This window comes from Sanguibacter sp. HDW7 (genome assembly GCF_011300875.1).
In the GTDB taxonomy this organism is placed as follows: domain Bacteria; phylum Actinomycetota; class Actinomycetes; order Actinomycetales; family Cellulomonadaceae; genus Flavimobilis.
The window spans coordinates 1603366-1624768 of record NZ_CP049862.1 but is presented as its reverse complement, the minus strand read 5'-3'; the positions used below and the strand labels follow the sequence as shown (position 1 = coordinate 1624768).

The window sequence follows — 21403 nt, the reverse complement described above, 5'->3', positions numbered from 1 at the left end:
CACGACAGGATCGTGACATCCAGCGACAAGGCGTCAGAACCCCGCCGCCGCGACTTTGCCGATACGTGACCGAACCCAGGCGCACCCCAGTCCTCATGTGTAGCATCAGCGATGCGCGGCCGTTCCGGCCGCACTGACCCACATTGCCGCACCAGGGGGAGACGACGGACCCATGAGCTTCATGGACAAGCTGCGCGGGCAGCTCATCGACATCATCGAGTTCCTCGACAGCTCGCGCGACACGATCGTCTGGCGCTTCCCGCGCCAGGGCAACGAGATCAAGAACGAGGCCAAGCTCGTCGTCCGCGAGGGACAGGTCGCCGTCTTCGTCAACGAGGGGCGTCTCGCCGACGTCTTCGGGCCCGGCACCTACACCCTGTCGACCCAGAACCTGCCGATCCTCTCGACGCTCAAGGGCTGGAAGCACGGCTTCAACTCTCCGTGGAAGGCCGAGGTCTACTTCGTCACGACCCGGCAGTTCACCGACTTCAAGTGGGGCACCCAGAACCCCATCATGCTGCGCGACCCCGAGTTCGGGGTCGTCCGTCTGCGCGGCTTCGGCACCTACTCGCTGCAGGTCGCCGACGCCGCCTCGCTGCTGCGCCAGCTCGTGGGCACCGACCCCAACTTCCGCACCGAGGAGATCGGGGAGTTCTTCCGCCAGAACATCGTCGGCGCGCTCGGCCCCGCGCTCGCCCACGCGAACGTCGCCGCCCTCGACCTCGCAGCCAACCAGAACGAGATCGCCGGTCGCCTCGCGACCGAGCTCACCGCGAGCCTCGCCGAGTACGGCGTCGCGATCCCCCGCTTCGTCATCGAGAACATCTCGATGCCCCCCGAGGTCGAGGCCGCGCTCGACAAGAAGACGCAGATGGCCGTCCTCGGGAACATGCAGCAGTACACGCAGTTCCAGGCCGCCAACGCGATCGAGACCGCCGCGGGCAACCCCGGCGGCGGTGGCGAGGGCATGACCATGGGCCTCGGCCTGGCCGTCGGCCAGCAGATGGCGCAGACGCTCGCCGGCGCCCAGGCCGCCCCGGCGGCCGCGCCCGCAGCCGCCGCGCCGCCGCCGCTGCCAGGCGCGGGAGCGCCCTGGTTCCACGCCACGGGCGGCGCCCAGTCGGGCCCGACGACGGTGGCTGAGCTCGGTGCGCTCGTCGCCGCGGGCTCGTTCACCCGCGACACGCTCGTCTGGCAGGACGGCATGCCGTCCTGGACCGCGGCAGGCTCGGTGCCCGCCCTCTCCTCGATCTTCGGTGCCGTCCCGCCGCCGCTCCCGCCGGCGATGCCGGGGGCCTGATCCGATGAGTATTCCTCCCCCGCTCCCGCCCGAGCAGGGCGCCGGCCCCCTCCCCGTGCCCGCCCCGTTCGTCGCTCCGACCGAGGACGCGTCGCTGCTCGCGACCCGGTGCCCGGGCTGCGGCTCGCAGCTCGGCTTCGCCGCCGGCACCTCGTCGATGCGCTGCCTCATGTGCGGCTACTTCGCCGAGATCGCCCACGACCCCGACGCCACGGTCGACGAGCACGACTACGAGACATGGGCCCGCAACAACGCGGGACGCGCCGTGGCAAGCCTCGGCGGGCACGTCCTGCGCTGCGAGGGTTGCGGCGCGACGACCGAGTCGACCGCGATCTCGTCGTCCTGCCAGTTCTGCGGCGGCCACCTCGTCGGCATCACGCCGACCGAGGGCGTCATCCCGCCCGAGGCCGTCGTGCCGTTCGCGCTCGACCACGCCAAGGCACGCGAGGCATTCACGACGTGGGTCTCCTCCCGCTTCTTCGGACCTCGCGCCCTCAAGGACGTCGACGCCGAGGAATCGCTCCGCGGCACCTACCTGCCGTACTGGACCTTCGACGCACGCACCACGAGCGAGTACGAGGGCCAGCGCGGCGACGACTACACCGTCAAGGTCGACGACGACCGCACCGAGACCCGCACCGAGTGGTCCCGCCGCTCGGGAACCGTACGGCGCACCTTCGACGACATCGTGGTGCCCGGTTCGGCGCAGCTCACCCCGAAGGAGGCACGGGGAGCCGGCAGCGCCGACCTCGTCAAGGCGCAGCCCTACCGCGCCGAGTACGTCGCCGGGTTCTCGACCGTGCGGTACGACGTCGACCCGCCCCGCGGCCTCGAGCGGGCCAAGGCCGTCATGGCGAGCACCATCCGCAACGACGTCGAGCACGCGATCGGCGGTGACCACCAGCGCATCTCCGAGATCCGCACGGCCTACGCCGCGGTGATGTTCAAGCTCGTCCTCATGCCGTTCTGGATCGCGACCTACATGTACGCGGGCAAGCAGTGGCAGGTCGTCATCAACGCCTCGACCGGCAAGGTGACGGGCAAGCACCCGGTCAGCCCGATCAAGGTCGCCCTCACCGTCCTCGCGGGCATCATCCTGCTCGTGGTCGTCGCGATCCTCTACGCGAAGTCACGGACCTGACCGACTCCGTTCCCACGTCGCGCAGCCGCGCACCGTTCCTCGGTGCGCGGCTGCGGTCGTCCTGCCCGGTGGCACCGCCCTCGACGTCGCGCGACATCCAGGGTGACGGTGGTCGGGACGGGCGGGCCGGCCGGCCGCGCGCAACGACGGGAGACGACCATGGGCATCGTCCGTGCCGAGCTGTTCTCGACCCTCGACCTCGTCGGGCAGGCGCCAGGCGGCCCCGACGAGGACCCGGTCGCGTTCACCTTCGGCGGCTGGCAGTTCCCGCTCCTGGACGACCTCACAGGCGAGCAGCTCGACGCCGCCTACACGGGCGTCGACGCGCTGCTGCTCGGCAGGCGCACGTACGACATCTTCGCGGGCTACTGGCCGCTGCAGCCTTCCGAGGGCCCCGACGGCACGATCGCCGAGCTGTTCAACCGCGTGCCGAAGTACGTCGTCTCACGGGGAAGGCCGCTGCTCGACTGGGAGCCGACGACCCTGCTCGGCCCGGACCTCACGGCCGAGGTCGACGCGTTGCGAGCGCGGCACGAGCTCGTGAGCGTCGTCGGGAGCCTCGGGATGCTGGGGACGCTGCTGCGGCTGCGGCTCGTCGACGAGATCGACCTGTGGGTCCACCCGATCCTTCTCGGCGAGGGCCGGACGATCTTCGGCACCGGCACCGCACCGTCGCGCCTCGAGCTGCGCGCCGACCCTGTCGGCAGCCCGAAGGGTGTCGTGCTGCTGCAGTACCGGGTGATCGACGGCGAGCCGGCGACCGGCGACATGTCGGTGCGCGCCTGACGGGCGATCGCCTCAGCCCTTGACGCACAGAAGGGTCGTGAGGCGGGCGACGACCTCGACGAGGTCCGACTGGGCGGCGACGACAGCGTCGAGGTCCTTGTACGCGGCGGGGATCTCGTCGACGACTCCCTCGTCCTTGCGGCACTCGACGCCCGCGGTCTGCGCCGCGAGGTCGGCGGCCGTGAACCGCTTGCGCGCGGCCGTCCGGGACATGCGGCGTCCCGCGCCGTGCGACGCCGACCAGTACGACGCGGGATTGCCGAGCCCACGCACGACGTAGGAACCCGTGCCCATGGAGCCGGGGATGAGCCCGAGCTCGCCCGTGCCGGCGCGGATCGCGCCCTTGCGGGTGACGACGAGGTCCGTGCCGTCGACCGTCTCGACCGCGACGTAGTTGTGGTGGACGTTGACGGCCTCGTCGAACGTCGGGGCGGCCGCGGCGAGGTGCGTCCGGACGACGTCGACGACGAGCGCCATCATGACCGCGCGCGAGCGCGCCGCGTACTCCTGCGCCCAGCGCAGGTCCGCGAGGTACGCGTCCATCTCGGGCGTGCCGCCGAGGAAGACGGCGAGGTCCCGGTCGACGAGGCCGTCGTTGTGCGGAAGCCGCTTCGCGATCGCGACGTGCTGCTCGGCGAGCGTCTTGCCGAGGTTGCGCGAGCCGGAGTGCAGCTGCAGCCACAGCTGCCCGGACTCGTCGACGCACAGCTCGATGAAGTGGTTGCCGCCGCCGAGCGTGCCGAGCTGGCGACGCACCTTGCCCTCGATGTCGGAGACCCGGCCGTGGAGCCCGTCGAAGCGCGACCAGAAGGCGTCGGCACCGCGCAGCGTCTCGGACATGCCCGCGCCGTTCGCGACCGGACGCAGGCGCGCAAGGTTGACAGGCTCCGCGTGCCCCTTCCAGCCGACGGGCACCGCGGCCTCGATCGCGGCACGCAGGGGCCCGAGGTTGTCGGGGAGGTCGTCGGCCGTGAGCGACGTGCGGACGCCGATCATGCCGCAGCCGATGTCGACGCCGACCGCGTTGGGTGAGACGGCGTCGCGCATGGCGATGACGGAGCCGACGGTCGCACCCTTGCCGAGGTGGACGTCGGGCATGACGCGCAGGCCCTCGACCCAGGGCAGCCCGGCGATGTTGCGGAGCTGCTGGAGGGCGGCGGGCTCGACGTCGTGCTCGTAGGTCCACATGAGGGTGGGGGCGCGCGCTCCGGAGAGCGTCACGGGGAACTCGTTCATGGGTCGATCCTTCCGGTGATCGGGTGGTGCAGGGTGGGTGGAACGCCGAGAGCCGCCGCGGAGCGGGTGCTCCGGGGCGGCTCTCGACAGCGACGACGGGGTCGTCAGGCTGGTCTGCGGGCGTGGCGGAACGGGGGCGCGTCGTCCAGGGACGACGGTCGCTTCACATACGTGGGCACGACGAGGTTGCGGCTGTCGGGCCGTTCGGTCGTCGTCGTGCGGGTCACGGTGCGTTCCTTCGCGTCGGGGCGCTGAGGTGCGCCGCGGACGACCGTAGCTGTGCACCAGGAAGGAGCGCGAGGTCATTTCCGGACGGGGGCCACCCCTTGCGGGATACCCTAGGGGGTATACGTTCAAGACATGAGCAGCCACGACCACACCCACGAGACCCACCACGCGGGACACGGCCCGGCCGAGCACGCAGGCCTCGCCACCGCTCACGACGAGACCGCCGTGCACGCGGACCACGTCATGGCGAACCACGCCCACACCGGCCACGGCGACCATGTCGGCCAGTTCCGTCGGCTCTTCTGGATCATGCTCGTCCTAGCCGTCCCCACGGTCGCGCTGAGCGGCACGTTCGCCGACCTCGTCGGCTACGACCTGCCACACACGGGCTTCCTCACGTGGGTCTCCCCCGTCCTCGGCACCTTCATGTACCTGTGGGGCGGCCGGCCCTTCCTCACGGGAGCGGCCGACGAGATGCGTCGACGCAGCCCCGGCATGATGCTCCTCGTCGCGCTCGCCCTCACGGTCGCGTTCGTCGCCTCGTGGGGCGCGACCCTCGGATGGCTCCACCACGCCCTCGACTTCTGGTGGGAGCTCGCGCTCCTCGTCGTCATCATGCTGCTGGGCCACTGGATCGAGATGCGTTCGCTCGCACAGACGACGTCCGCGCTCGACTCGCTCGCGGCGCTCCTGCCCGACTCCGCGGAGCGCGTCGAGGGCGACGGTGTCGTGCGGGTCTCCCCCGCCGACCTTCGCGTCGGTGACGTCGTCCTCGTCCGGCCCGGGGCCTCGGTGCCGGCCGACGGTCGCGTCGTCGACGGCTCGGCGCACGTCGACGAGTCGATGATCACGGGCGAGTCCCGCGCCGTGAAGCGTGAGATCGGCGACCACGTCACCGCGGGAACCGTCGCGACCGACTCCGGCCTGCGCGTCGAGGTCACAGCGACGGGCGACGACACCGCGCTCGCAGGCATCGGCCGCCTCGTCGCCGACGCGCAGGCGTCGACCTCCCGCGCGCAGCGCCTCGCCGACAGGGCCGCCGGCTGGCTCTTCTGGTTCGCCCTCGGCTCCGCCGCGCTCACCGCGCTCGTGTGGTCGCTCGTCGGCCTGCCCGACGACGCCGTCGTCCGCACCATCACCGTCCTCGTCATCGCCTGCCCCCACGCGCTCGGCCTCGCGATCCCGCTCGTCGTCTCGATCGCGACCGAGCGTGCCGCCCGCGGCGGCGTCCTCGTCACCGACCGTCTCGCGCTCGAGCGCATGCGCACCGTCGACACCGTGCTGCTCGACAAGACGGGCACTCTCACGAAGGGCGAACCGACCGTCACAGCCGTCGCCCCGGCAGGCGGCCACGACGAGGCGCACGTCCTCGCTCTGGCTGCAGCCGCCGAGCAGGACAGCGAGCACCCGCTCGCGACCGCGATCGTCGGCGCCGCACGCGCGCGCGGGCTCGACGTCCCCGCGGCGACGGAGTTCACGTCGTCACCCGCGGTCGGCGTCCGTGCGACGGTCGACGGCCGCGTCGTCGAGGTCGGCGGACCCCGCCTCCTTGCGCAGTCGGGGCTCGACGAGCTCGCGGACGTCGCACCCTGGCACGCCCAGGGCGCGATCATCCTCCACGTCCTCGTCGACGGTGCCGTCGTCGGCGCCCTGCGCCTCGCGGACGAGATCCGCGAGACCTCGCGCGAGGCGATCGACGCGCTGCACGCCGCCGGCGCCGAGGTGGTCATGGTCACGGGCGACGCCCGCCCGGTCGCCGAGCACGTCGCCGCCACGCTCGGCATCGACCGGGTCCACGCCGGCGTCCGACCCGAGGACAAGGCCGCCACCGTCGCCGCGCTCCGCGCGGAGGGCCGTGCGGTCGCGATGGTCGGCGACGGCGTCAACGACGCCCCCGCACTCGCGGCCGCCGACGTCGGCATCGCGATCGGCGCCGGCACGGACGTCGCCATCGGCTCCGCGGGCGTCGTGCTCGCGAGCTCCGACCCTCGCTCCATCCTTTCCGTCGTCGCCCTCTCGCGGGCGTCGTACCGCAAGATGCAGCAGAACCTCTGGTGGGCCGCCGGCTACAACCTCCTCGCCGTGCCGCTCGCCGCGGGCGTCCTGGCTCCGCTCGGGTTCGTCCTGCCGATGAGCGTCGGCGCGATCCTCATGTCGGCCTCGACCGTCGTCGTCGCGCTCAACGCCCAGCTGCTGCGGCGTCTCGACCTCACGCCCGGGGCGAGCACGCGCGACCTCCTCGGGTGAGGACGCGACCCGCGCGCCCCTGTCCGACGGTGGCGCGCGGGTGTGTGATGGGTGCATGAGGACAGGACGTCGCGCTGGACACAAGATGCGAGCGATGGGCCTGGTGATGTGCGCGGCCTCGCTCGCCCTCACCGTCGCGTGCTCAGTGCCCGGCGCCCCGGAGACCCCGTCGACGACGTCTGGTGCGCCAGTGACGACAGAAGCGCCGACGACGACGGAAGCCCCGACGACGACTGTGCCGCCCGCGTCGGCGCCACCGACGGAGACGCCCTCGACCGAGGCGCCCACCACCACGCCGCCCCCCGCCCCCGGGACCGTTCCGCCCGCCTGGCTCGGCACACGGTCCCTCCCGACCGACCCCGCGAAGGTGGCGCGCCTCACGACGCCGCCCGAGCTCGTCAGCCGCGCCTTCACGCTGCCGGACACGGTGCCCATGCTGCCCGGGACGGGCTTCGCGTCGAAGGTCGTCGCCCCCGCGCCTGCCGACGTCATCGCGCGCTCGACCTGGGCGAAGGGATGCCCCGTCGGGGCCGACGAGCTGGCCTGGCTCCAGCTCTCCTTCCACGGCTTCGACGGCCAACGGCACTCGGGCGAGCTACTCGTCAACGCGTCGGCCGCCGACGACCTCGTCGGCGTCTTCCGCGACCTCTGGGACGACGGCGTGAAGTTCGAGCGCCTGTCCATCACGACACGCGCCGAGCAGGACGCGACCCCGACGGGCGACGGCAACGACACGGTCGCCTTCGCGTGCCGCCCCGTCCGCGGCTCGACGGTCACGAGCCAGCACGCCTACGGCCTCGCGATCGACGTCAACCCGTTCCAGAACCCCTACGCCAGGGCGACGTCGTGCTGCCCGAGCTCGCGCGCGCCTATCTCGACCGCAGCGCCGGCATGCCGGGGATGATCACGCCCGACGGTCCCGTCGTGCGTGCCTTCGCGCGGATCGGATGGGGCTGGGGCGGCGGTTGGACCGGGCTCAAGGACTATCAGCACTTCTCCCTGCGCAACCGGTAGCAGCCACGCTTCCGCTCCTCGCGTCGCACGGGGACGCGCGGTGGGAGGATGGGTGCGGGCGGGACGACGGAAGGAGTCGACAATGACGACGCAGCAGCCCACGACCGTGTGGACCGACCCCCGTGAGCAGATCGCGGTCGGCGTGCTCATGACGAACGGGCGCCTCGCACCCCGCACGTTCCGTGACCGCGCCGAGGCCGAGGCCTGGGCGCAGCCCGACGAAGAGGTCGTCGAGTGGAACCTCGTCTGCGAGTGCGACCGTTGATCGACGTCGACTGGGTCGAGGTCCCTGCCGGCACCCTGCACCGCGGGACCCCCCTCGAAGAGATCGACGCGGTCGTCGCGCGGCACGGTGATCTCGGCCTGCCGCTGTCGTACTTCCTCAAGGAGGCTCCCCGGCACTCCGTCGAGGTTCCGGCGTTCTCGATCTCGCGCACACCGGTGACGCGGACGCAGTGGAACGCGGTCGCCGCCGTCGTCGCGCTGCCGCTCGACCCGGCGGACGGTCCCGACCTCCCCGTAGACGGCGTGGCATGGGACGACGCGCAGCTCTTCTGCGCCACCCTGCGGGATGCCACCGGCCTGCCCGTCCACCTGCCGTCCGAGATCCAGTGGGAGCGCGCGGCGCGCGGCGACGACACTCGCGAGTATCCCTGGGGTGATGTGTGGGACCCGCACGCCGCGAACACCGCCGCGCACGGCGTCGGCGCGCCGGTGCCCGTCGGCAGCCTGCCGCGCGGCGCGAGCCCGTTCGGCGTGCTCGACCTCGCGGGCAACGTCGACGAGTGGACCCGCGACCTCTTCGCGCCCTATCCCGGTGCCCCGGACGGTGTTCCCGTCGTCGAGGCGTGGGCGAACGACCGGCACGTCACCCGCGGCGGTCGCTACACGCAGGACCGCGACCTCGCTCGCTGCGCCCGCAGGCACTCGCTCTACGACGACCAGCGGGGTGCTGGCGTGAGGCTGGTCCTCGACGCTGACGCCTGACCGTCAGGCGTCGCCCCTCACGGCGGCGTCGGCCAGCCGGCACACCGTCGCGATCATGTCCCCGACGCCCGGCTGCTCGACCGGGAAGTGACCGCACTCCCGGAGCATGACGATCGTCACGGGCGCTGCCGTCCGTCGTGCGACCTCGAGGCTCAGGCCGGGCGGGGGTCACGTGTCCATCGCGGGGTGGACGAGGTCCAGGAGGAGGTCCACCCAGTCGTCGTCGGTGACGGATCGCGGTGCGGGCGACCGCGTGAGGCCGGAGAGAGGTAGCTCGAGCGCGACGGCGTCGACGGCCGGCGACGGGCTCTGCGAACGAGGTTGTCCGGTCCGTGTCGTCGACGTCCTTGGGTAGGGCACTTCGCTTCGCCAATGCCAGGCCGTCAAGCTCACCGACACGACAGATCGACGTCTCGCGCCCGCTCGACGGTCGGACAGCGTCTATCCACCGGGCCTGGACAGAACTGCCTCGGGAGACGACAACGCCCTGACGAGAACCTGTCTCGTCAGGGCGAGTTGTCGGGCTGACAGGATTTGAACCTGCGACCCCTTGACCCCCAGTCAAGTGCGCTACCAAGCTGCGCCACAGCCCGTAGGTCCGTTGCCGGACCTCCGCAGCCCTTGCGGGCCGTCAGAAATACTACCCCAGATTCGAGGTGCCACCGACCACGTCGACGCTCGTCACGGACGTGCGTCGTCCGGTTCGCCGGGAGCCTCGTCGGGGGCTTCGTCGGGCTCGTCGTCGAGCGCCGTCACCTGGCGGCTGCCGGGCAGCACGCGCATCGTGCGGAACGGCGAGAGCATGAGCGGCAGCGCCGCGAGGATCTCCCCCACGACGACGACCCAGAGCATCACGACGACGCCGAAGTGGTTGGCGATGAGGCCGCCGACGATGCCCGCGATCGGCATGCCGCCCCACACGATGAACCGGAACGACGCGTTCATGCGGCCGAGCAGGTACGGCGGGCACAGGCGCTGCCGGAAGCTCACCTGCGAGACGTTGAACCAGGTCTGGGTGACCTGCATGAGGAAGCCGCCGACGATGAGCGGGATGCGCGCGTCGACGCCGTCGTCCTGGAACGTCGACGCGAGCGGGATCGCGGCGAAGAGGAACGGCGTGAGGAACGCCGAGAACGCGATGATGCGGCCCTCGCCGATCACGTCGGTCGCGCGGCGTGAGGTGACGGCGCCGAGGATGCCGCCGACGGCGCTCGCCGACATGACGACGCCGATCGCGTCGGAGCCGAGCCCGAGCGTCGTGACGACGTAGTAGATGATCATCGACCAGCCCATGGTCGAGAACAGCGCGCTCACGCCCGTCGAGTAGACGAGCCGGTTGAGCAGGGGCGTGCGTGTGATGAAGCGCAGCCCCTCGGCGATCGCGGGTCCGAGCGGCAGGTGGGAGTCCTTGGGCGGCAGGACCTCGACCTTGCGGATGCGCGCGAGGAACGCGACGGACGCGAAGTAGGTGACGACGTTGACGCCGATGAGCACGGGCGCGGCGAGCACCTTGAGCAGCGAGCCGCCGACCGCCGGCACGGCGACGGCCGCGACGGAGTACGTCGCCTGGAGCTTCGTGTTGCCCTCGGAGACGTGCTGGAGCCCGACGAGCCCGGGCACGTACGAGAGGTGCGCGACGTCGAAGAACACCGTCGCCACCGAGATGATGAGCCCCGCCGCGTAGAGCATCGGCATGGAGCCGAGGCCGACGCTCGCGAGGACGACGACGGCCGCGAGGACGAGGCCGCGCACCACGTCGGCCCAGATGAGCACGGAGCGCTTGCGCATGCGGTCGACCCAGGCGCCGGCGGGCAGGCCGACGACGAGGAACGCCGCGGTCTGCGCAGAGGTGAGGTAGCCCATCTGGAGGGCGGACGCGCCGAGCGTCGTCACGGCGTAGACGGGCAGCGCGAGAGCGGTCAGCTGGGCGCCGACCTGTGCAAGGGCGTCGGCCGCCCACAGCCGTCGGAAGTCGGGATGGTGGACGAGGCTCTGCCGGGGTGTGCTGGCCACGCCCTCCATGGTCCCACCCGCTCAGGCCTCCAGGGGACGACGAAGGCCCTGAGTGGGCCACGTCACCGGGCCTCGCGAGGTCCGCAGGTGGGGCGTACGGTGACGAGCAGGGACGAACCGATGGAGGTGCACGATGGAGAGCTTCGACCACGTCATCGTCGGGGCCGGTGTCGCGGCCGACGCCGCCGCGCGTGGCATCCGCGAGGTGGACCCGGACGCGACGATCCTCGTCCTCGGGCCCGAGCCCGACGAGCCCTACGACCGACCACCCCTGACGAAGGACCTGTGGCGACCGGACCCGCCTGCGTCGATCGACCTCGGCACCGCTGCCGCGACGGGAGTGACCGTCCGCACGGGCCGCGCGGTCACCGCGCTCGACACGGCCGCCCGCACCGTGACGACCGACGACGGCACGACGATCGGCTACGAGCGGCTCGTGCTCGCGACGGGCGGCACGCCGCGCACGCTCACCCCCGAGCCGGTCGCGGGAGTCGGCACGTTCCGCTCGCTCGAGGACTACCGTCGCGTGCGCGTGCTCGCTGACGCAGGCAACCACGTCGTCGTCGTGGGCGGCGGGTTCGTCGGGCTCGAGCTCGCGTGCGGGCTCGCGGGCTCGGCCGCGCGCGTCACGCTCGTCATCACCCAGGACCGTCCGGCCGAGCACCTCGTGCCGCAGGTCCTCGTCGACAGGCTCGAGGAGGGTCTGCGCTCGCGCGGCGTCGAGATCCTCACGCACCGCCGCGCTGTGACGGCCGAGCCGGGTGCGCCCGGCACGGGCCCGGTCCTCGTGCTCGACGACTCCTCCTGGGTCGAGTCCGACGCGATCGTCGTCGGGCTCGGCGTCGTGCCGGCCGACGGGCTCGCGCGCGACGCGGGGCTCGACGTCGACGGCGGGATCGTCGTCGACGAGACCCTGCGTACGTCGGACCCGTACGTCCGCGCCGCCGGTGACGTCGCTCGCTACCCCGACCCGGTCCTCGGCCTCGTGCGCATCGAGCACGTCGACAACGCACATGCGACGGGCCGCAGCGCGGGTCGTGCGAACGCGGCCGAGCGCCTCGGGCAGCCGGCGGAGCCGCACACCCACACGCCGTTCTTCTACTCCGACTGGTTCGACGACGGCTGGGAGGCGGTCGGCACGCTCGACATGCGGCTCACGGTCGTCGAGGACTGGGCACCCGGCACGCCCGGTGCCGCCGGCGTCGTCTACCACGTCTCCGACGACGGGGCGCTGCGCGGCGTCATGCTGTGGAACGTCTGGGACCGTGCCGCCCGCGCCACCGAGCTGCTCGCCGAGCTCGGCTCCCCCGGCAGCGTCCCGGACCCGGCCGCGCTCCGCGGCCGCATCACGACGACCGACTGAGGGACGGACGACAGAGCCCGTGGCTGCTGCTGCAGCCACGGGCCCCGTCGTACGTCACCGCGTCAGTGCTTGCGCTTCTCGCGCACGCGCACCGAGATCTCGATCGGAGTGCCCTCGAAGCCGAAGGTCTCGCGGAGCTTCCTCTCGATGTACCGGCGGTAGCCGGCCTCGATGAAGCCCGACGCGAAGATGACGAAGCGAGGCGGACGCGACGACACCTGCGTCGCGAAGAGCACACGCGGCTGCTTGCCTCCCCGCAGCGGGTGCGGGTGCGCCGCGACGAGCTCGCCGAGGAACGCGTTGAGGCGGCCCGTCGGGATGCGCTTGTCCCAGCTCTCGAGCGCGGTCTCGAGCGCGGGCACGAGCTTGTCGGCGTGCCAGCCCGTCCTCGCCGAGATGTTGACGCGCGGCGCCCAGGTCACCTGGACGAGCTCGCGCTCGATCTCACGCTCGAGGTACTTGCGTCGCTCGTCCTCCATGAGGTCCCACTTGTTGTAGGCGACGACGAGCGCGCGGCCCGCGTCGATGACCTGCTGGACGACGCGGATGTCCTGCTCGCTCATCTCGACGGACGCGTCGACGAGCACGACGGCGACCTCCGCCTTCTCGATCGCGGCCTGCGTGCGCAGCGACGCGTAGAAGTCGGCGCCCGACGTCTGGTGGACGCGACGACGGATGCCTGCGGTGTCGACGAACCACCAGGTGCGGCCCTTGAGCTCGATGAGCTCGTCGACCGGGTCGCGCGTCGTGCCAGCGGTCTCGTCGACGACGACGCGCTGGCTGCCCGCAACCTTGTTGAGGAGCGAGGACTTGCCGACGTTGGGGCGGCCGACGAGCGCCACGCGGCGCGGCCCGTCGGGGCGCACGACGCCGTGCTGGGTCTCGAGCGGGAGCTTGCGCATCGCGGCGTCGAGGAGGTCGCCCGTGCCGCGCCCGTGGAGCGCGGAGACGGGGTGGGGCTCGCCGAGGCCGAGGCTCCACAGCGCGGCCGCGTCGGCCTCGCCACGGGGTCCGTCGACCTTGTTCGCCGCGAGGACGACGGGCTTGCCGGCGCGGCGCAGCAGGCGCACGACGTGCTCGTCGGTCGCGGTCGCGCCGACGGACGCGTCGACGACGAAGACGACGGCGTCGGCGAGCTCGACCGCGACCTCGGCCTGGCGGGCGACGGCCGCGTCGATGCCTGCGACGTCGGTCTCCCAGCCGCCCGTGTCGACGAGCGTGAACTCGCGCCCGGACCACTCGGCCTCGTAGCTCACGCGGTCGCGCGTCACGCCGGGCTTGTCCTCGACGACGGCCTCACGGCGGCCGAGGATGCGGTTGACGAGGGTCGACTTGCCGACGTTCGGGCGGCCGACGACGGCGAGGACGGGATGCGCCTTGGCGGCCTCGACCGCCGCGAGGTCGTCGTCGTCGAGGCCGAGGAGCGCGCGGTCCTCGTCGGCGAGGTCGTACTCCTCGAGGCCTGCACGCAGCGCGGAGGCGCGCTGTTCGTCGGCCTCGACGTCACCCGGGTCGTCGGCGAGGAACGCGTCCTGCGGGGTCTCGTCGGGGTCGGGCAGCGTCTGCTCGGGAGTGGTCATGGATCCATTGTCCCAGGCTTGGGGACCGCGCACGACCGTCGACCGCGCCACACTGCGCCACATCGCGCGTCGAGCGCCCATCCCCGACGTCCCCTCCGTCTGGTAGCACCCCCGCACGCTCCTCCGACCTGCAGAACCGCTACGAGTCGGAAAAGGGGCGGGTGACGCGTCAGGACGCGGGCGGCGGGACCGGTTCGTCGCCGGGGAGCGCGATCCCGCTGCGGGCCACCGCACGAGCGACCGTCGCGCGCAGCGCGTCCGCGACGGCTCGCGTGCCGTCGTCGAGCGCCTCGCGCCCGCTGCGTCCGGGCTCGCGCACGACGGCGACCGCCTCGCCCATCTCGACGACGAGCCGGGCCCGCGGCCTCGGCAACGAGCCCGCGCCACGCCCGGTGCGGCGAGTCCCGAGGATCGCGACGGGCACGACTGGAGCGCCCGAGGTGAGCGCGAGCCACACCGCGCCGCCACGCAGCGCCCCGGCGTCGCCACGGCCACGGTGCCCCTCCGGGAAGATGCCGAGCACGTCGCCGCGACGCAGCACCTCGAGCCCGAGCGCGAGCGCAGCGCGCCCGCCGGCGTCGGCGTCGACGGGGATCTGGCCCGACCAGCGCAGGATCCCGCCGACAGGCCCACGGAATGCCGACTGCTTGACGAGCAGGTGCGCGGGACGCGGCGAGGCACCGTAGAGCACGGGGCCGTCGAGCAGCCCGATGTGGTTGGCCGCGAGGATCACCGGACCCGTCGCGGGCACGTGCTGCGCGCCGACGACGTCCGTCGACCACAGCCCGTGCGTGATGAGCCAGCCGATGGGCCGCGCGCGACGCGCGGTGGCAGGCGACGGAGCGCCCTGGGCCGCGGTCACGCCGGGACCGCCGTCACGCTCGGGCCCCGGCCACGCTGCCAGCCCGGATCACGCCTGCGGACGCGCGCCCGTGAGCCGCGCGACGACCTCGAGCACCGCCTCGACAGTCTGCTCGAAGTCGAGGTCGGAGGAGTCGACAGTGACGACGCCGTCGGCCGCGACCTGGAACTCGACGACCGTCGAGTCGTCGCGGTCGCGGCGCAGCACCTGGTCGCGCGTCGCGGCGACGGAAGCCTCGTCGGCAGCTCCGTGCAGCTCCGTCGCACGGCGCGCGAGACGCGCCTCCTCGCTCGCCGTGAGCAGCACGCGCACGTCGGCGTCGGGTGCGACGACCGTCGTGATGTCGCGGCCCTCCGCGACGATGCCGCGCCCCTCGGAGAAGGAGCCCGCGACCGTCTGGCCCGCGATGACCTCGCGCTGCAGGCGACGCAGCTCGGCGCGCACGTCGAGGTTCGTCGCGACCGCGCTCACCCGCTCGGAGATCCACGTCTCGCGGATGTCCGCGCGCACGTCCGTGCCGTCGACGTCGAGCTTCTCGATCGTCGGGTCGACGCCCTGGTCGAGCGGCATCGCCCGCACGGCGTCAGCGACCGCAGCCTGGTCGGTGAGGTCGAGCTCGGAACGCAGGCACCACCACGTCGCGGCCCGGTACATCGCGCCCGTGTCGAGGTACGCGAGACCGAGGCGGCGGGCCACCTCGCGCGAGACGCTCGACTTGCCGGACCCGGAGGGTCCGTCGATCGCGACGACGACGGGCTGGGACATGAGGATCTCCACGTGGTGGTGCGGGCACGTGCGGAGCACGCTGATGGCGGGGTGGTGCGACGGCTCAGGACGCGAGGGTCAGAGCCCGACGGCCTTCATGAGGGTGCCGAGCTCGACCTGGCCGAGCACGCGGTGACGCCCCGGCGGGAGGTCAGCGAGGCGGATCGGGCCCATCTGCGTGCGCACGAGGCGCGTCACGGGGAAGCCGACCTCGTCGAACATGCGGCGCACGATGCGGTTGCGTCCCTCGTGCAGCACGACCTCGACGAGGCTCGCCTGCGGGGTCGAGTCGAGCACCTGGAAGCGGTCGAGCCGCGCGAAGCCGTCCTCGAGGTCGACGCCGTGGACGAGCATCTCCCCCACCTTGGGCGTCAACCGACCCTGGACCTCGACGACGTAGGTCTTGTCGACGCCGTAGCGCGGGTGCGTGAGGCGGTTGGCGAGCTCGCCGTCGTTCGTGAGGAGCAGGAGACCTTCGGAGTCGTAGTCGAGACGTCCCACGTGGAAGAGCCGCTCGGTGCGGTTCGCGAAGAACTCGGCGAGGCTGCGGCGACCCTCGGGGTCGTCCATCGAGGAGACGACGTGCTTGGGCTTGTTGAAGACGATCGTCACCTTCTCGGTGTCGAGCTCGAGGCGCAGGCCGTCGACGTGCACGCTCTGGCGCGCGGGGTCGATGCGGACGCCGAGCTCCATGACGATCTGGCCGTCGACCTCGACGCGGCCTTCCTCGATGAGGCGCTCGCACGCGCGACGGGAGCCGAGGCCCGCGTCCGCGAGGACCTTCTGCAGGCGCACGCCGTCGGCGACGTGGACGTCGCTCACGGGGGTCGGACGCTCACGCTCGGCGGGGGCGCGACGCTCCCCGACGGGGGACGCGTTGCGCTGGCCGCGTGCGGGCGCGCCCGCACGGCCCGGCTGACCCGGCCGTCCACCCTGCTGCCCGGGTCGGCCCGGCTGCCCCGGGCGTCCGCCCTGCGGTGCGGGGCGTCCGCCCTGCGCGCCGCCACGTCCCTGGCCGCCCTGACCGCCCTGTCCGCCACCCTGACGACCTGCGCCGCCCTGGCCACGACCTGCGCCGCGACCGCCGCCGGCCCCGCCGGCGTGGCCGCGTCCGCCGCGACCCGTGCTGCTGCTGCTCACTGCTGCTCCTCGTCCTGGGTGGTCGGCACGGTGCCGACCGGTGTCGCCGCGCGACCCGTGCCGTCGACGTCGTCAAGACCGTCGAGATCCGGCAGGTAGGGCGCTAGCGGCGGAAGATCGTCGAGCGAGGTCAGCCCCATCCGCTCCAGGAAGGAGCCGGTCGTCCCGTAGTGGTGGGCGCCCGTCGTGGGGTCGGTGCCGACCTCGTCGACGAGACCTCGCGCTACCAGGGTACGCATGACACCGTCGACGTTCACACCCCGCACCGCCGAGACCTGGCCGCGCGTCACCGGCTGTCGGTAGGCGACGATCGCGAGCGTCTCGAGCGCAGCCTGCGTGAGACGGGCCGTCTGGCCCTCGAGGACGAAGCGCCCGACGACGTCGGCGAACACTGGCGAGGAGAACATCCGCCAGCCTCCCGCGACCTCGCGGAGCACGAAGCCTCGGGGTGCTGCGGGGTCGAGGTACTCCGCCGCGAGATCGTCGAGCAGCGCCCGGACCTCGTCGACAGGAAGGCCCGTCGACGTGGCGAGCCTCACGGTGCTCACGGGCTCGTCGACGACCATGAGGACGGCCTCGAGGGCCGCGCGTGCCCCGCCGGGCAGGTCGTGGACGTCGAGCTCGGGTGTCTCCGCAGCATCGTCGCTCGCCGGACCCGTCGCCGGGCTCGCCGTCTGTCCCGCCGTCATCGCTGCTCCTCCGTCGTCGTGATGTCCTCCGCCGCGGCCGCGGCGCTCGCCCCCGGCGCGTCGTCGTCGCGCACCCCGTCGAACTCATCGATCGACATGGCCGCGACGACGTCGTCGGCCCCCGGTCCGTCCGTGCCCCCGAGCCAGCGCACCGTGAGCTCGCCGAGCGCTCCGGCCTGGTCGAGCCCGACCACCCCGTCGCGGAACAGCTCGAGCAGGGCGAGGAACCGCACGACGACGACGAGCGTGCCTTCTGCGTCCTGGGTGAGCGTCCGGAACGACAGCGTGCCCGCGCGCTGGAGACGCTCGACGAGCACTGCCGCCTGATCGCGCACCGAGACGATCGAGCCGTGCAGGTGCGACACGTCGACACCGGGCGGAGGCGCCTTGGGCGCGAGCGCCCGCGCGGCGAGCAGCGCGAGCCCCTCGGGCCCGAGCGTCCACACGAGCTCGGGCAGGAGCGCCGCGTGCTCGGGCTCGAGCCCGACCGATCGGGGCACGCTGCGTCCCTCGCGCACGAGTCGCTCCGCGAACGCCCTGGAGACGTCCTTGTACGCGCGATACTGCAGCAGGCGTGCGAAGAGCAGGTCTCGCGCCTCGAGCAGCTCGAGGTCCTCCGCGTCCTCGACCTCGCCCGACGGCAGCAGGCGCGCCGCCTTGAGGTCGAGGAGGGTCGCGGCGACGACGAGGAACTCCGACGCGGTCGACAGGTCCCAGCCGCGCACCGACCCGCCCGCGTCCTCGACGTCGCGGGCGGCGGAGTCCTGCGCGCGGATGTACGCGATGAACTCGTCCGTCACGCGCGCGAGCGCGACCTCCGTGATGTCGAGCCGGTGCTTGGAGATGAGCGACAGCAGGAGGTCGAACGGCCCCTCGAAGTTGTCGAGCCGGACGTGGAAGGCACCGTCGGCAGGCGCACCGTCGGCGGGCGCGGGGTCCGCCGCGCCGGCGACCGGGACGTCGGCGACGTCGCCCACGCCGCGCGTCACGCGCTCAGGCGGCGTCGCCGCGCGCGATGAGCTCGCGCGCAAGCTGACGGTAGGCCTGCGCACCCGCGTGCGACGGCGCGTACGTCGTGATCGGCTCGGCCGCGACCGACGCGTCCGGGAACTTCACGGTCCGCGAGATGACGGTGTGGAGCAGGTTGTCGCCGAAGGCCTCGTGGACACGCTCGACGACCTCCCGCGCGTGGAGCGTGCGGGCGTCGTACATCGTCGCGACGATGCCGTCGATCTCGAGGCGCGGGTTGAGACGGTCACGGACCTTCTCGATCGTCTCGATGAGCAGCGCGACGCCGCGCAGCGCGAAGAACTCGCACTCGAGCGGGATGAGCACACCGTGCGCGGCCGTGAGCGCGTTGACCGTGAGGAGACCCAGCGACGGCTGGCAGTCGACGAGCACGACGTCGTAGTCGTCGAGCACGGGCCGCAGGACGCGCGCGAGGACCGACTCGCGGGCGACCTCGCCGACGAGCTGGACCTCGGCCGCCGAGAGGTCGATGTTGGCGGGCAGCACGTCGAGGTTCTCGACGGACGTCCGCTGGATGATCTGCGTGATGTCCGCGGAGCGGTCCATGAGGAGGTTGTAGACCGTGAGGTCGAGCTCGTTGGCGTTGACTCCCAGGCCGACGGAGGCGGCACCCTGCGGGTCGAAGTCGACGACGAGCACGCGACGGCCGAGCTCTGCGAGGCACGCGCCGAGGTTGATCGTCGTCGTCGTCTTGCCGACGCCGCCCTTCTGGTTGCACATCGCGATGATGCGCGCGGGGCCGTGGCCGAAGAGCACAGCGGGCTCGGGGAACCGGGGCATGGGCCGTCCGACGGCGTCCGTCTCGTCGGTCGTCGTCGTGCTGGTCCCGGGCTCCTGGCTGCTCACGTCCCCACGGTAACGCAGCGGCGCCCGCCGCCCCGGATGCCACGCGGCCCGCCACGCCGGTCGATCGCGTGACGGACGCGACGCCTCAGCCGCGCGCCCGAGGGTGCGACGTGAGGTACATCTCGCGCAGGGCGTCGGGCGTGACGAGCGTGTAGATCTGCGTCGTCGTCACCGAGGCGTGCCCGAGCAGCTCCTGGACGACACGCACGTCCGCGCCGCCCTGCAGCAGGTGGGTCGCGAACGAGTGCCGCAGCGTGTGCGGCGAGATCTCGTCGGCCTGCGCGAGGCCCGCGCGCTGCGCGGCCTCCCGAAGGACGGCCCACGCGCTCTGGCGCGAGAGCCGGCGTCCGCGCGAGTTGAGGAAGAGCGCGGGCGTTCCTGTGCCATGAGCGGCGAACCCTGGCCGCGCCCGCACGACGTACGCCTCGACCGCGTCGCGCGCGTACGAGCCGAGCGGGACGACGCGCTCCTTGCGGCCCTTGCCGAAGAGGCGCACGGCCGAGCCTCGCGCGTCGAGCTCGAGGTCGTCGAGGTCGAGGCCGACGGCCTCCGAGATGCGGGCGCCCGTCGCGTAGACGAGCTCGAGCAGCGCCCTGTCGCGCAGCCCGCGCTCGCCGCCGACCGCGCCCGCGGCCTCGAGGATCGCGAGGACGTCGTCGACGGGGATCGCGCGCGGCAGCAGTCGCGGGCGCGCCGGCGGCTTGAGGCCCGAGGCCGGGTCAGCCCCCGCAAGGCCTTCTGCCTCGCAGAAGCGGGTCCAGCCACGCACCGACGCGACGGTCCGCGCGGTCGACGACGCGGCGAGCGGCGTCCGTCCGTCCGCGCCGGTCCGCACGACCTCGACGTACCCCTCGACGAGCTCGCGCGTGAGGTCGCGCGGGCTCGTCGCCCCCTCGGCGGCGACGTGCGCGACGAAGCGCTCGAGGTCGCGCCGGTAGGCGCCGAGGGTGTTGTCCGTCAGGCCTCGCTCGACGCGCAGGTGCGCGAGATAGCCCGCAAGAGGCACCGACAGGCCGCGCGGGACCTCGACGTCCGCGCGGGCACCTGCCCCGCGGGAGGCCTCGGTGCCGGGCGTCGTCTGCATGCGCACAGGCTACGCGGATCGCGTCCGGGCCTGGGTCGAGGCCCGCGTCAGAGCGGCAGGAGGACGTCGACGACGATCGCGACGGACAGGAGCGTGAGGTACGTGATCGACGCGTGGAAGACGCGCATCGCACGCGGCTTGCCGAGCGTCGGGTCCTGGAGGCGGCGCAGGAGCGTCACGCACTCGAGGAGGAACCAGCCGCCCAGGACGATCGACGCGATGCCGTAGACGAAGGTGAGGCCCGCGACGGGCCACAGCGCGACCGAGCACGCGATCATCGCGAGCGTGTAGAGGACCATCTCGACGGCCACGCGGCGGTCGCTGGCGACGACGGGGAGCATCGGCACGCCGGCGGTGGCGTAGTCCTTGCGGAACTTCATCGAGAGCGGCCAGTAGTGCGGGGGCGTCCAGAAGAAGACGACGCCGAAGAGGAGGAACGGCGCCCAGTCGAGGCTGTTCGTCACGGCGGACCAGCCGATGAGCACAGGCATGCAGCCCGCGACGCCGCCCCACACGATGTTCTGCGACGTCCGCCGCTTGAGGATGAGCGTGTAGAACACGACGTAGAGGAGGATCGCCGCGAACCCGAGCAGCGCGGAGAGCATGTTGACGAACGCGGCGAGCCACACGAACGACAGCACGCCGAGCACCGTCGCGAAGATCCACGCGCCCCTGACCGAGACCTCGCCCGTCACGAGCGGACGCTTCTTCGTGCGGTTCATCACCGCGTCGATGTCGCGGTCGAAGATGCAGTTGTAGACGTTGGCGCTCGCTGCGGCGAGCGTGCCGCCGAACAGCGTGTTGAACGCGAGCACAAGGTCCGGGACGCCACCCTGCGCGAGGAACAGCGTGGGGATCGTCGTGACGAGGAGGAGCTCGATGATCCTCGGCTTCGTCAGAGCGACGTACGCACCGACCGACGCGCGCCAGACCGCCGGGGAGGTCTCGGGGACGGCGCTCGGGGTCGAGGTCGAGGAAGACACGCGGGATCGGGTCCGTTCGTCGTGGTCCGCTCCGGGCGGCTCTCGCGAGGGCGCGGGCCGATGGTCCCGGGTGTGAGGGATGCGACCCATGCTAGTCCCGCGGGGCCTCC

At 72.6% G+C, this 21403-nt stretch carries 18 protein-coding genes, 1 tRNA gene and 1 pseudogene; 8 read left to right on the top strand and 12 right to left on the bottom strand.

The features are described 5' to 3' along the window. Positions 1 to 172 precede the first annotated feature (172 nt). From G7063_RS07555 to G7063_RS07545, 3 genes are all read left to right on the top strand, one after another. Complete coding sequence (locus G7063_RS07555) at positions 173 to 1300, top strand: SPFH domain-containing protein (protein ID WP_166413850.1); 1128 nt, start codon at positions 173 to 175, stop codon at positions 1298 to 1300. Between the two features lie 4 nt (positions 1301 to 1304). Continuing rightward, positions 1305 to 2441 (top strand): hypothetical protein, encoded by a 1137-nt coding sequence (locus G7063_RS07550; protein ID WP_166413849.1) that lies wholly within the window; start codon positions 1305 to 1307, stop codon positions 2439 to 2441. Between the two features lie 159 nt (positions 2442 to 2600). Beyond that, positions 2601 to 3227, top strand: coding sequence for a dihydrofolate reductase family protein (locus tag G7063_RS07545; protein ID WP_166413848.1), 627 nt, complete (start codon positions 2601 to 2603; stop codon positions 3225 to 3227). A gap of 12 nt (positions 3228 to 3239) precedes the next feature. Here G7063_RS07545 and G7063_RS07540 read toward each other — a convergent pair whose 3' ends face one another. Further along, on the bottom strand, positions 3240 to 4463 hold the full coding sequence (locus G7063_RS07540) for an RtcB family protein (protein ID WP_166413847.1): 1224 nt from the start codon (positions 4461 to 4463) through the stop codon (positions 3240 to 3242). A gap of 360 nt (positions 4464 to 4823) precedes the next feature. On the opposite strand from G7063_RS07540, the gene G7063_RS07535 reads away from it, so the two are divergent. From G7063_RS07535 to G7063_RS07520, 4 genes and pseudogenes are all read left to right on the top strand, one after another. Then, positions 4824 to 6938, top strand: coding sequence for a heavy metal translocating P-type ATPase (locus G7063_RS07535; RefSeq protein WP_166413846.1), 2115 nt, complete (start codon positions 4824 to 4826; stop codon positions 6936 to 6938). Between the two features lie 55 nt (positions 6939 to 6993). Further along, a pseudogene (locus G7063_RS07530) lies at positions 6994 to 7952 on the top strand (M15 family metallopeptidase). 82 nt (positions 7953 to 8034) lie between these two features. Continuing rightward, complete coding sequence (locus tag G7063_RS07525; RefSeq protein ID WP_166413845.1) at positions 8035 to 8217, top strand: hypothetical protein; 183 nt, start codon at positions 8035 to 8037, stop codon at positions 8215 to 8217. Continuing rightward, entirely contained in the window at positions 8214 to 8939 is a 726-nt protein-coding gene (locus tag G7063_RS07520; RefSeq protein WP_206188226.1) for an SUMF1/EgtB/PvdO family nonheme iron enzyme, read from the top strand. The genes G7063_RS07525 and G7063_RS07520 overlap by 4 nt, the downstream gene beginning before the upstream one ends. A gap of 519 nt (positions 8940 to 9458) precedes the next feature. Here G7063_RS07520 and G7063_RS07515 read toward each other — a convergent pair. Together G7063_RS07515 and G7063_RS07510 are read right to left on the bottom strand one after the other, a co-directional pair. Further along, a tRNA-Pro gene (locus G7063_RS07515) sits at positions 9459 to 9532 on the bottom strand. Positions 9533 to 9620: 88 nt separating this feature from the next. Beyond that, positions 9621 to 10961 (bottom strand): MFS transporter, encoded by a 1341-nt coding sequence (locus G7063_RS07510; RefSeq protein ID WP_166413843.1) that lies wholly within the window; start codon positions 10959 to 10961, stop codon positions 9621 to 9623. Positions 10962 to 11085: 124 nt separating this feature from the next. Between G7063_RS07510 and G7063_RS07505 the strand changes: the two genes are divergently transcribed. Beyond that, a complete protein-coding gene (locus tag G7063_RS07505) occupies positions 11086 to 12315 on the top strand; it encodes an NAD(P)/FAD-dependent oxidoreductase (protein WP_166413842.1) in 1230 nt (409 codons plus the stop codon). Positions 12316 to 12377: 62 nt separating this feature from the next. Here G7063_RS07505 and der read toward each other — a convergent pair whose 3' ends face one another. The 9 genes from der to G7063_RS07460 all read right to left on the bottom strand — a co-directional run bounded on the left by der (position 12378) and on the right by G7063_RS07460 (position 21293). Beyond that, a complete protein-coding gene (gene der / locus G7063_RS07500; protein ID WP_166413841.1) occupies positions 12378 to 13895 on the bottom strand; it encodes a ribosome biogenesis GTPase Der in 1518 nt (505 codons plus the stop codon). A gap of 169 nt (positions 13896 to 14064) precedes the next feature. Then, positions 14065 to 14757, bottom strand: coding sequence for a 1-acyl-sn-glycerol-3-phosphate acyltransferase (locus G7063_RS07495; RefSeq protein WP_166413840.1), 693 nt, complete (start codon positions 14755 to 14757; stop codon positions 14065 to 14067). Between the two features lie 48 nt (positions 14758 to 14805). Continuing rightward, on the bottom strand, positions 14806 to 15522 hold the full coding sequence (gene cmk, locus G7063_RS07490) for a (d)CMP kinase (RefSeq protein WP_166413839.1): 717 nt from the start codon (positions 15520 to 15522) through the stop codon (positions 14806 to 14808). A gap of 78 nt (positions 15523 to 15600) precedes the next feature. Beyond that, a complete protein-coding gene (locus G7063_RS07485; protein WP_166413838.1) occupies positions 15601 to 16662 on the bottom strand; it encodes a pseudouridine synthase in 1062 nt (353 codons plus the stop codon). Further along, positions 16659 to 17351 (bottom strand): SMC-Scp complex subunit ScpB, encoded by a 693-nt coding sequence (locus G7063_RS07480; protein WP_166413837.1) that lies wholly within the window; start codon positions 17349 to 17351, stop codon positions 16659 to 16661. The genes G7063_RS07485 and G7063_RS07480 overlap by 4 nt, the downstream gene beginning before the upstream one ends. After that, the gene (locus G7063_RS07475) at positions 17348 to 18382 is read right to left on the bottom strand and encodes a ScpA family protein (protein ID WP_240916231.1); all 1035 of its coding nucleotides are present in this window, start codon (positions 18380 to 18382) and stop codon (positions 17348 to 17350) included. The genes G7063_RS07480 and G7063_RS07475 overlap by 4 nt, the downstream gene beginning before the upstream one ends. Then, on the bottom strand, positions 18345 to 19160 hold the full coding sequence (locus G7063_RS07470) for a ParA family protein (RefSeq protein WP_166415258.1): 816 nt from the start codon (positions 19158 to 19160) through the stop codon (positions 18345 to 18347). The genes G7063_RS07475 and G7063_RS07470 overlap by 38 nt, the downstream gene beginning before the upstream one ends. Positions 19161 to 19311: 151 nt before the next feature. Continuing rightward, positions 19312 to 20310 (bottom strand): site-specific tyrosine recombinase XerD, encoded by a 999-nt coding sequence (locus G7063_RS07465; protein WP_166413835.1) that lies wholly within the window; start codon positions 20308 to 20310, stop codon positions 19312 to 19314. Positions 20311 to 20357: 47 nt separating this feature from the next. Next, complete coding sequence (locus tag G7063_RS07460; RefSeq protein ID WP_240916230.1) at positions 20358 to 21293, bottom strand: heme o synthase; 936 nt, start codon at positions 21291 to 21293, stop codon at positions 20358 to 20360. Positions 21294 to 21403: the final 110 nt, after the last annotated feature.

Excerpts from the sequence above, each read along its gene's own strand:
- G7063_RS07555 (WP_166413850.1), top strand. The coding sequence starts at position 173 with ATGAGCTTCATGGACAAGCTGCGCGGGCAGCTCATCGACATCATCGAG.
- G7063_RS07550 (WP_166413849.1), top strand. The coding sequence starts at position 1,305 with ATGAGTATTCCTCCCCCGCTCCCGCCCGAGCAGGGCGCCGGCCCCCTC.
- G7063_RS07545 (WP_166413848.1), top strand. The coding sequence starts at position 2,601 with ATGGGCATCGTCCGTGCCGAGCTGTTCTCGACCCTCGACCTCGTCGGG.
- G7063_RS07540 (WP_166413847.1), bottom strand. The coding sequence starts at position 4,463 with ATGAACGAGTTCCCCGTGACGCTCTCCGGAGCGCGCGCCCCCACCCTC.
- G7063_RS07535 (WP_166413846.1), top strand. The coding sequence starts at position 4,824 with ATGAGCAGCCACGACCACACCCACGAGACCCACCACGCGGGACACGGC.
- G7063_RS07525 (WP_166413845.1), top strand. The coding sequence starts at position 8,035 with ATGACGACGCAGCAGCCCACGACCGTGTGGACCGACCCCCGTGAGCAG.
- G7063_RS07510 (WP_166413843.1), bottom strand. The coding sequence starts at position 10,961 with ATGGAGGGCGTGGCCAGCACACCCCGGCAGAGCCTCGTCCACCATCCC.
- G7063_RS07505 (WP_166413842.1), top strand. The coding sequence starts at position 11,086 with ATGGAGAGCTTCGACCACGTCATCGTCGGGGCCGGTGTCGCGGCCGAC.
- der (WP_166413841.1), bottom strand. The coding sequence starts at position 13,895 with ATGACCACTCCCGAGCAGACGCTGCCCGACCCCGACGAGACCCCGCAG.
- cmk (WP_166413839.1), bottom strand. The coding sequence starts at position 15,522 with ATGTCCCAGCCCGTCGTCGTCGCGATCGACGGACCCTCCGGGTCCGGC.
- G7063_RS07480 (WP_166413837.1), bottom strand. The coding sequence starts at position 17,351 with ATGACGGCGGGACAGACGGCGAGCCCGGCGACGGGTCCGGCGAGCGAC.
- G7063_RS07470 (WP_166415258.1), bottom strand. The coding sequence starts at position 19,160 with ATGCCCCGGTTCCCCGAGCCCGCTGTGCTCTTCGGCCACGGCCCCGCG.
- G7063_RS07465 (WP_166413835.1), bottom strand. The coding sequence starts at position 20,310 with ATGCAGACGACGCCCGGCACCGAGGCCTCCCGCGGGGCAGGTGCCCGC.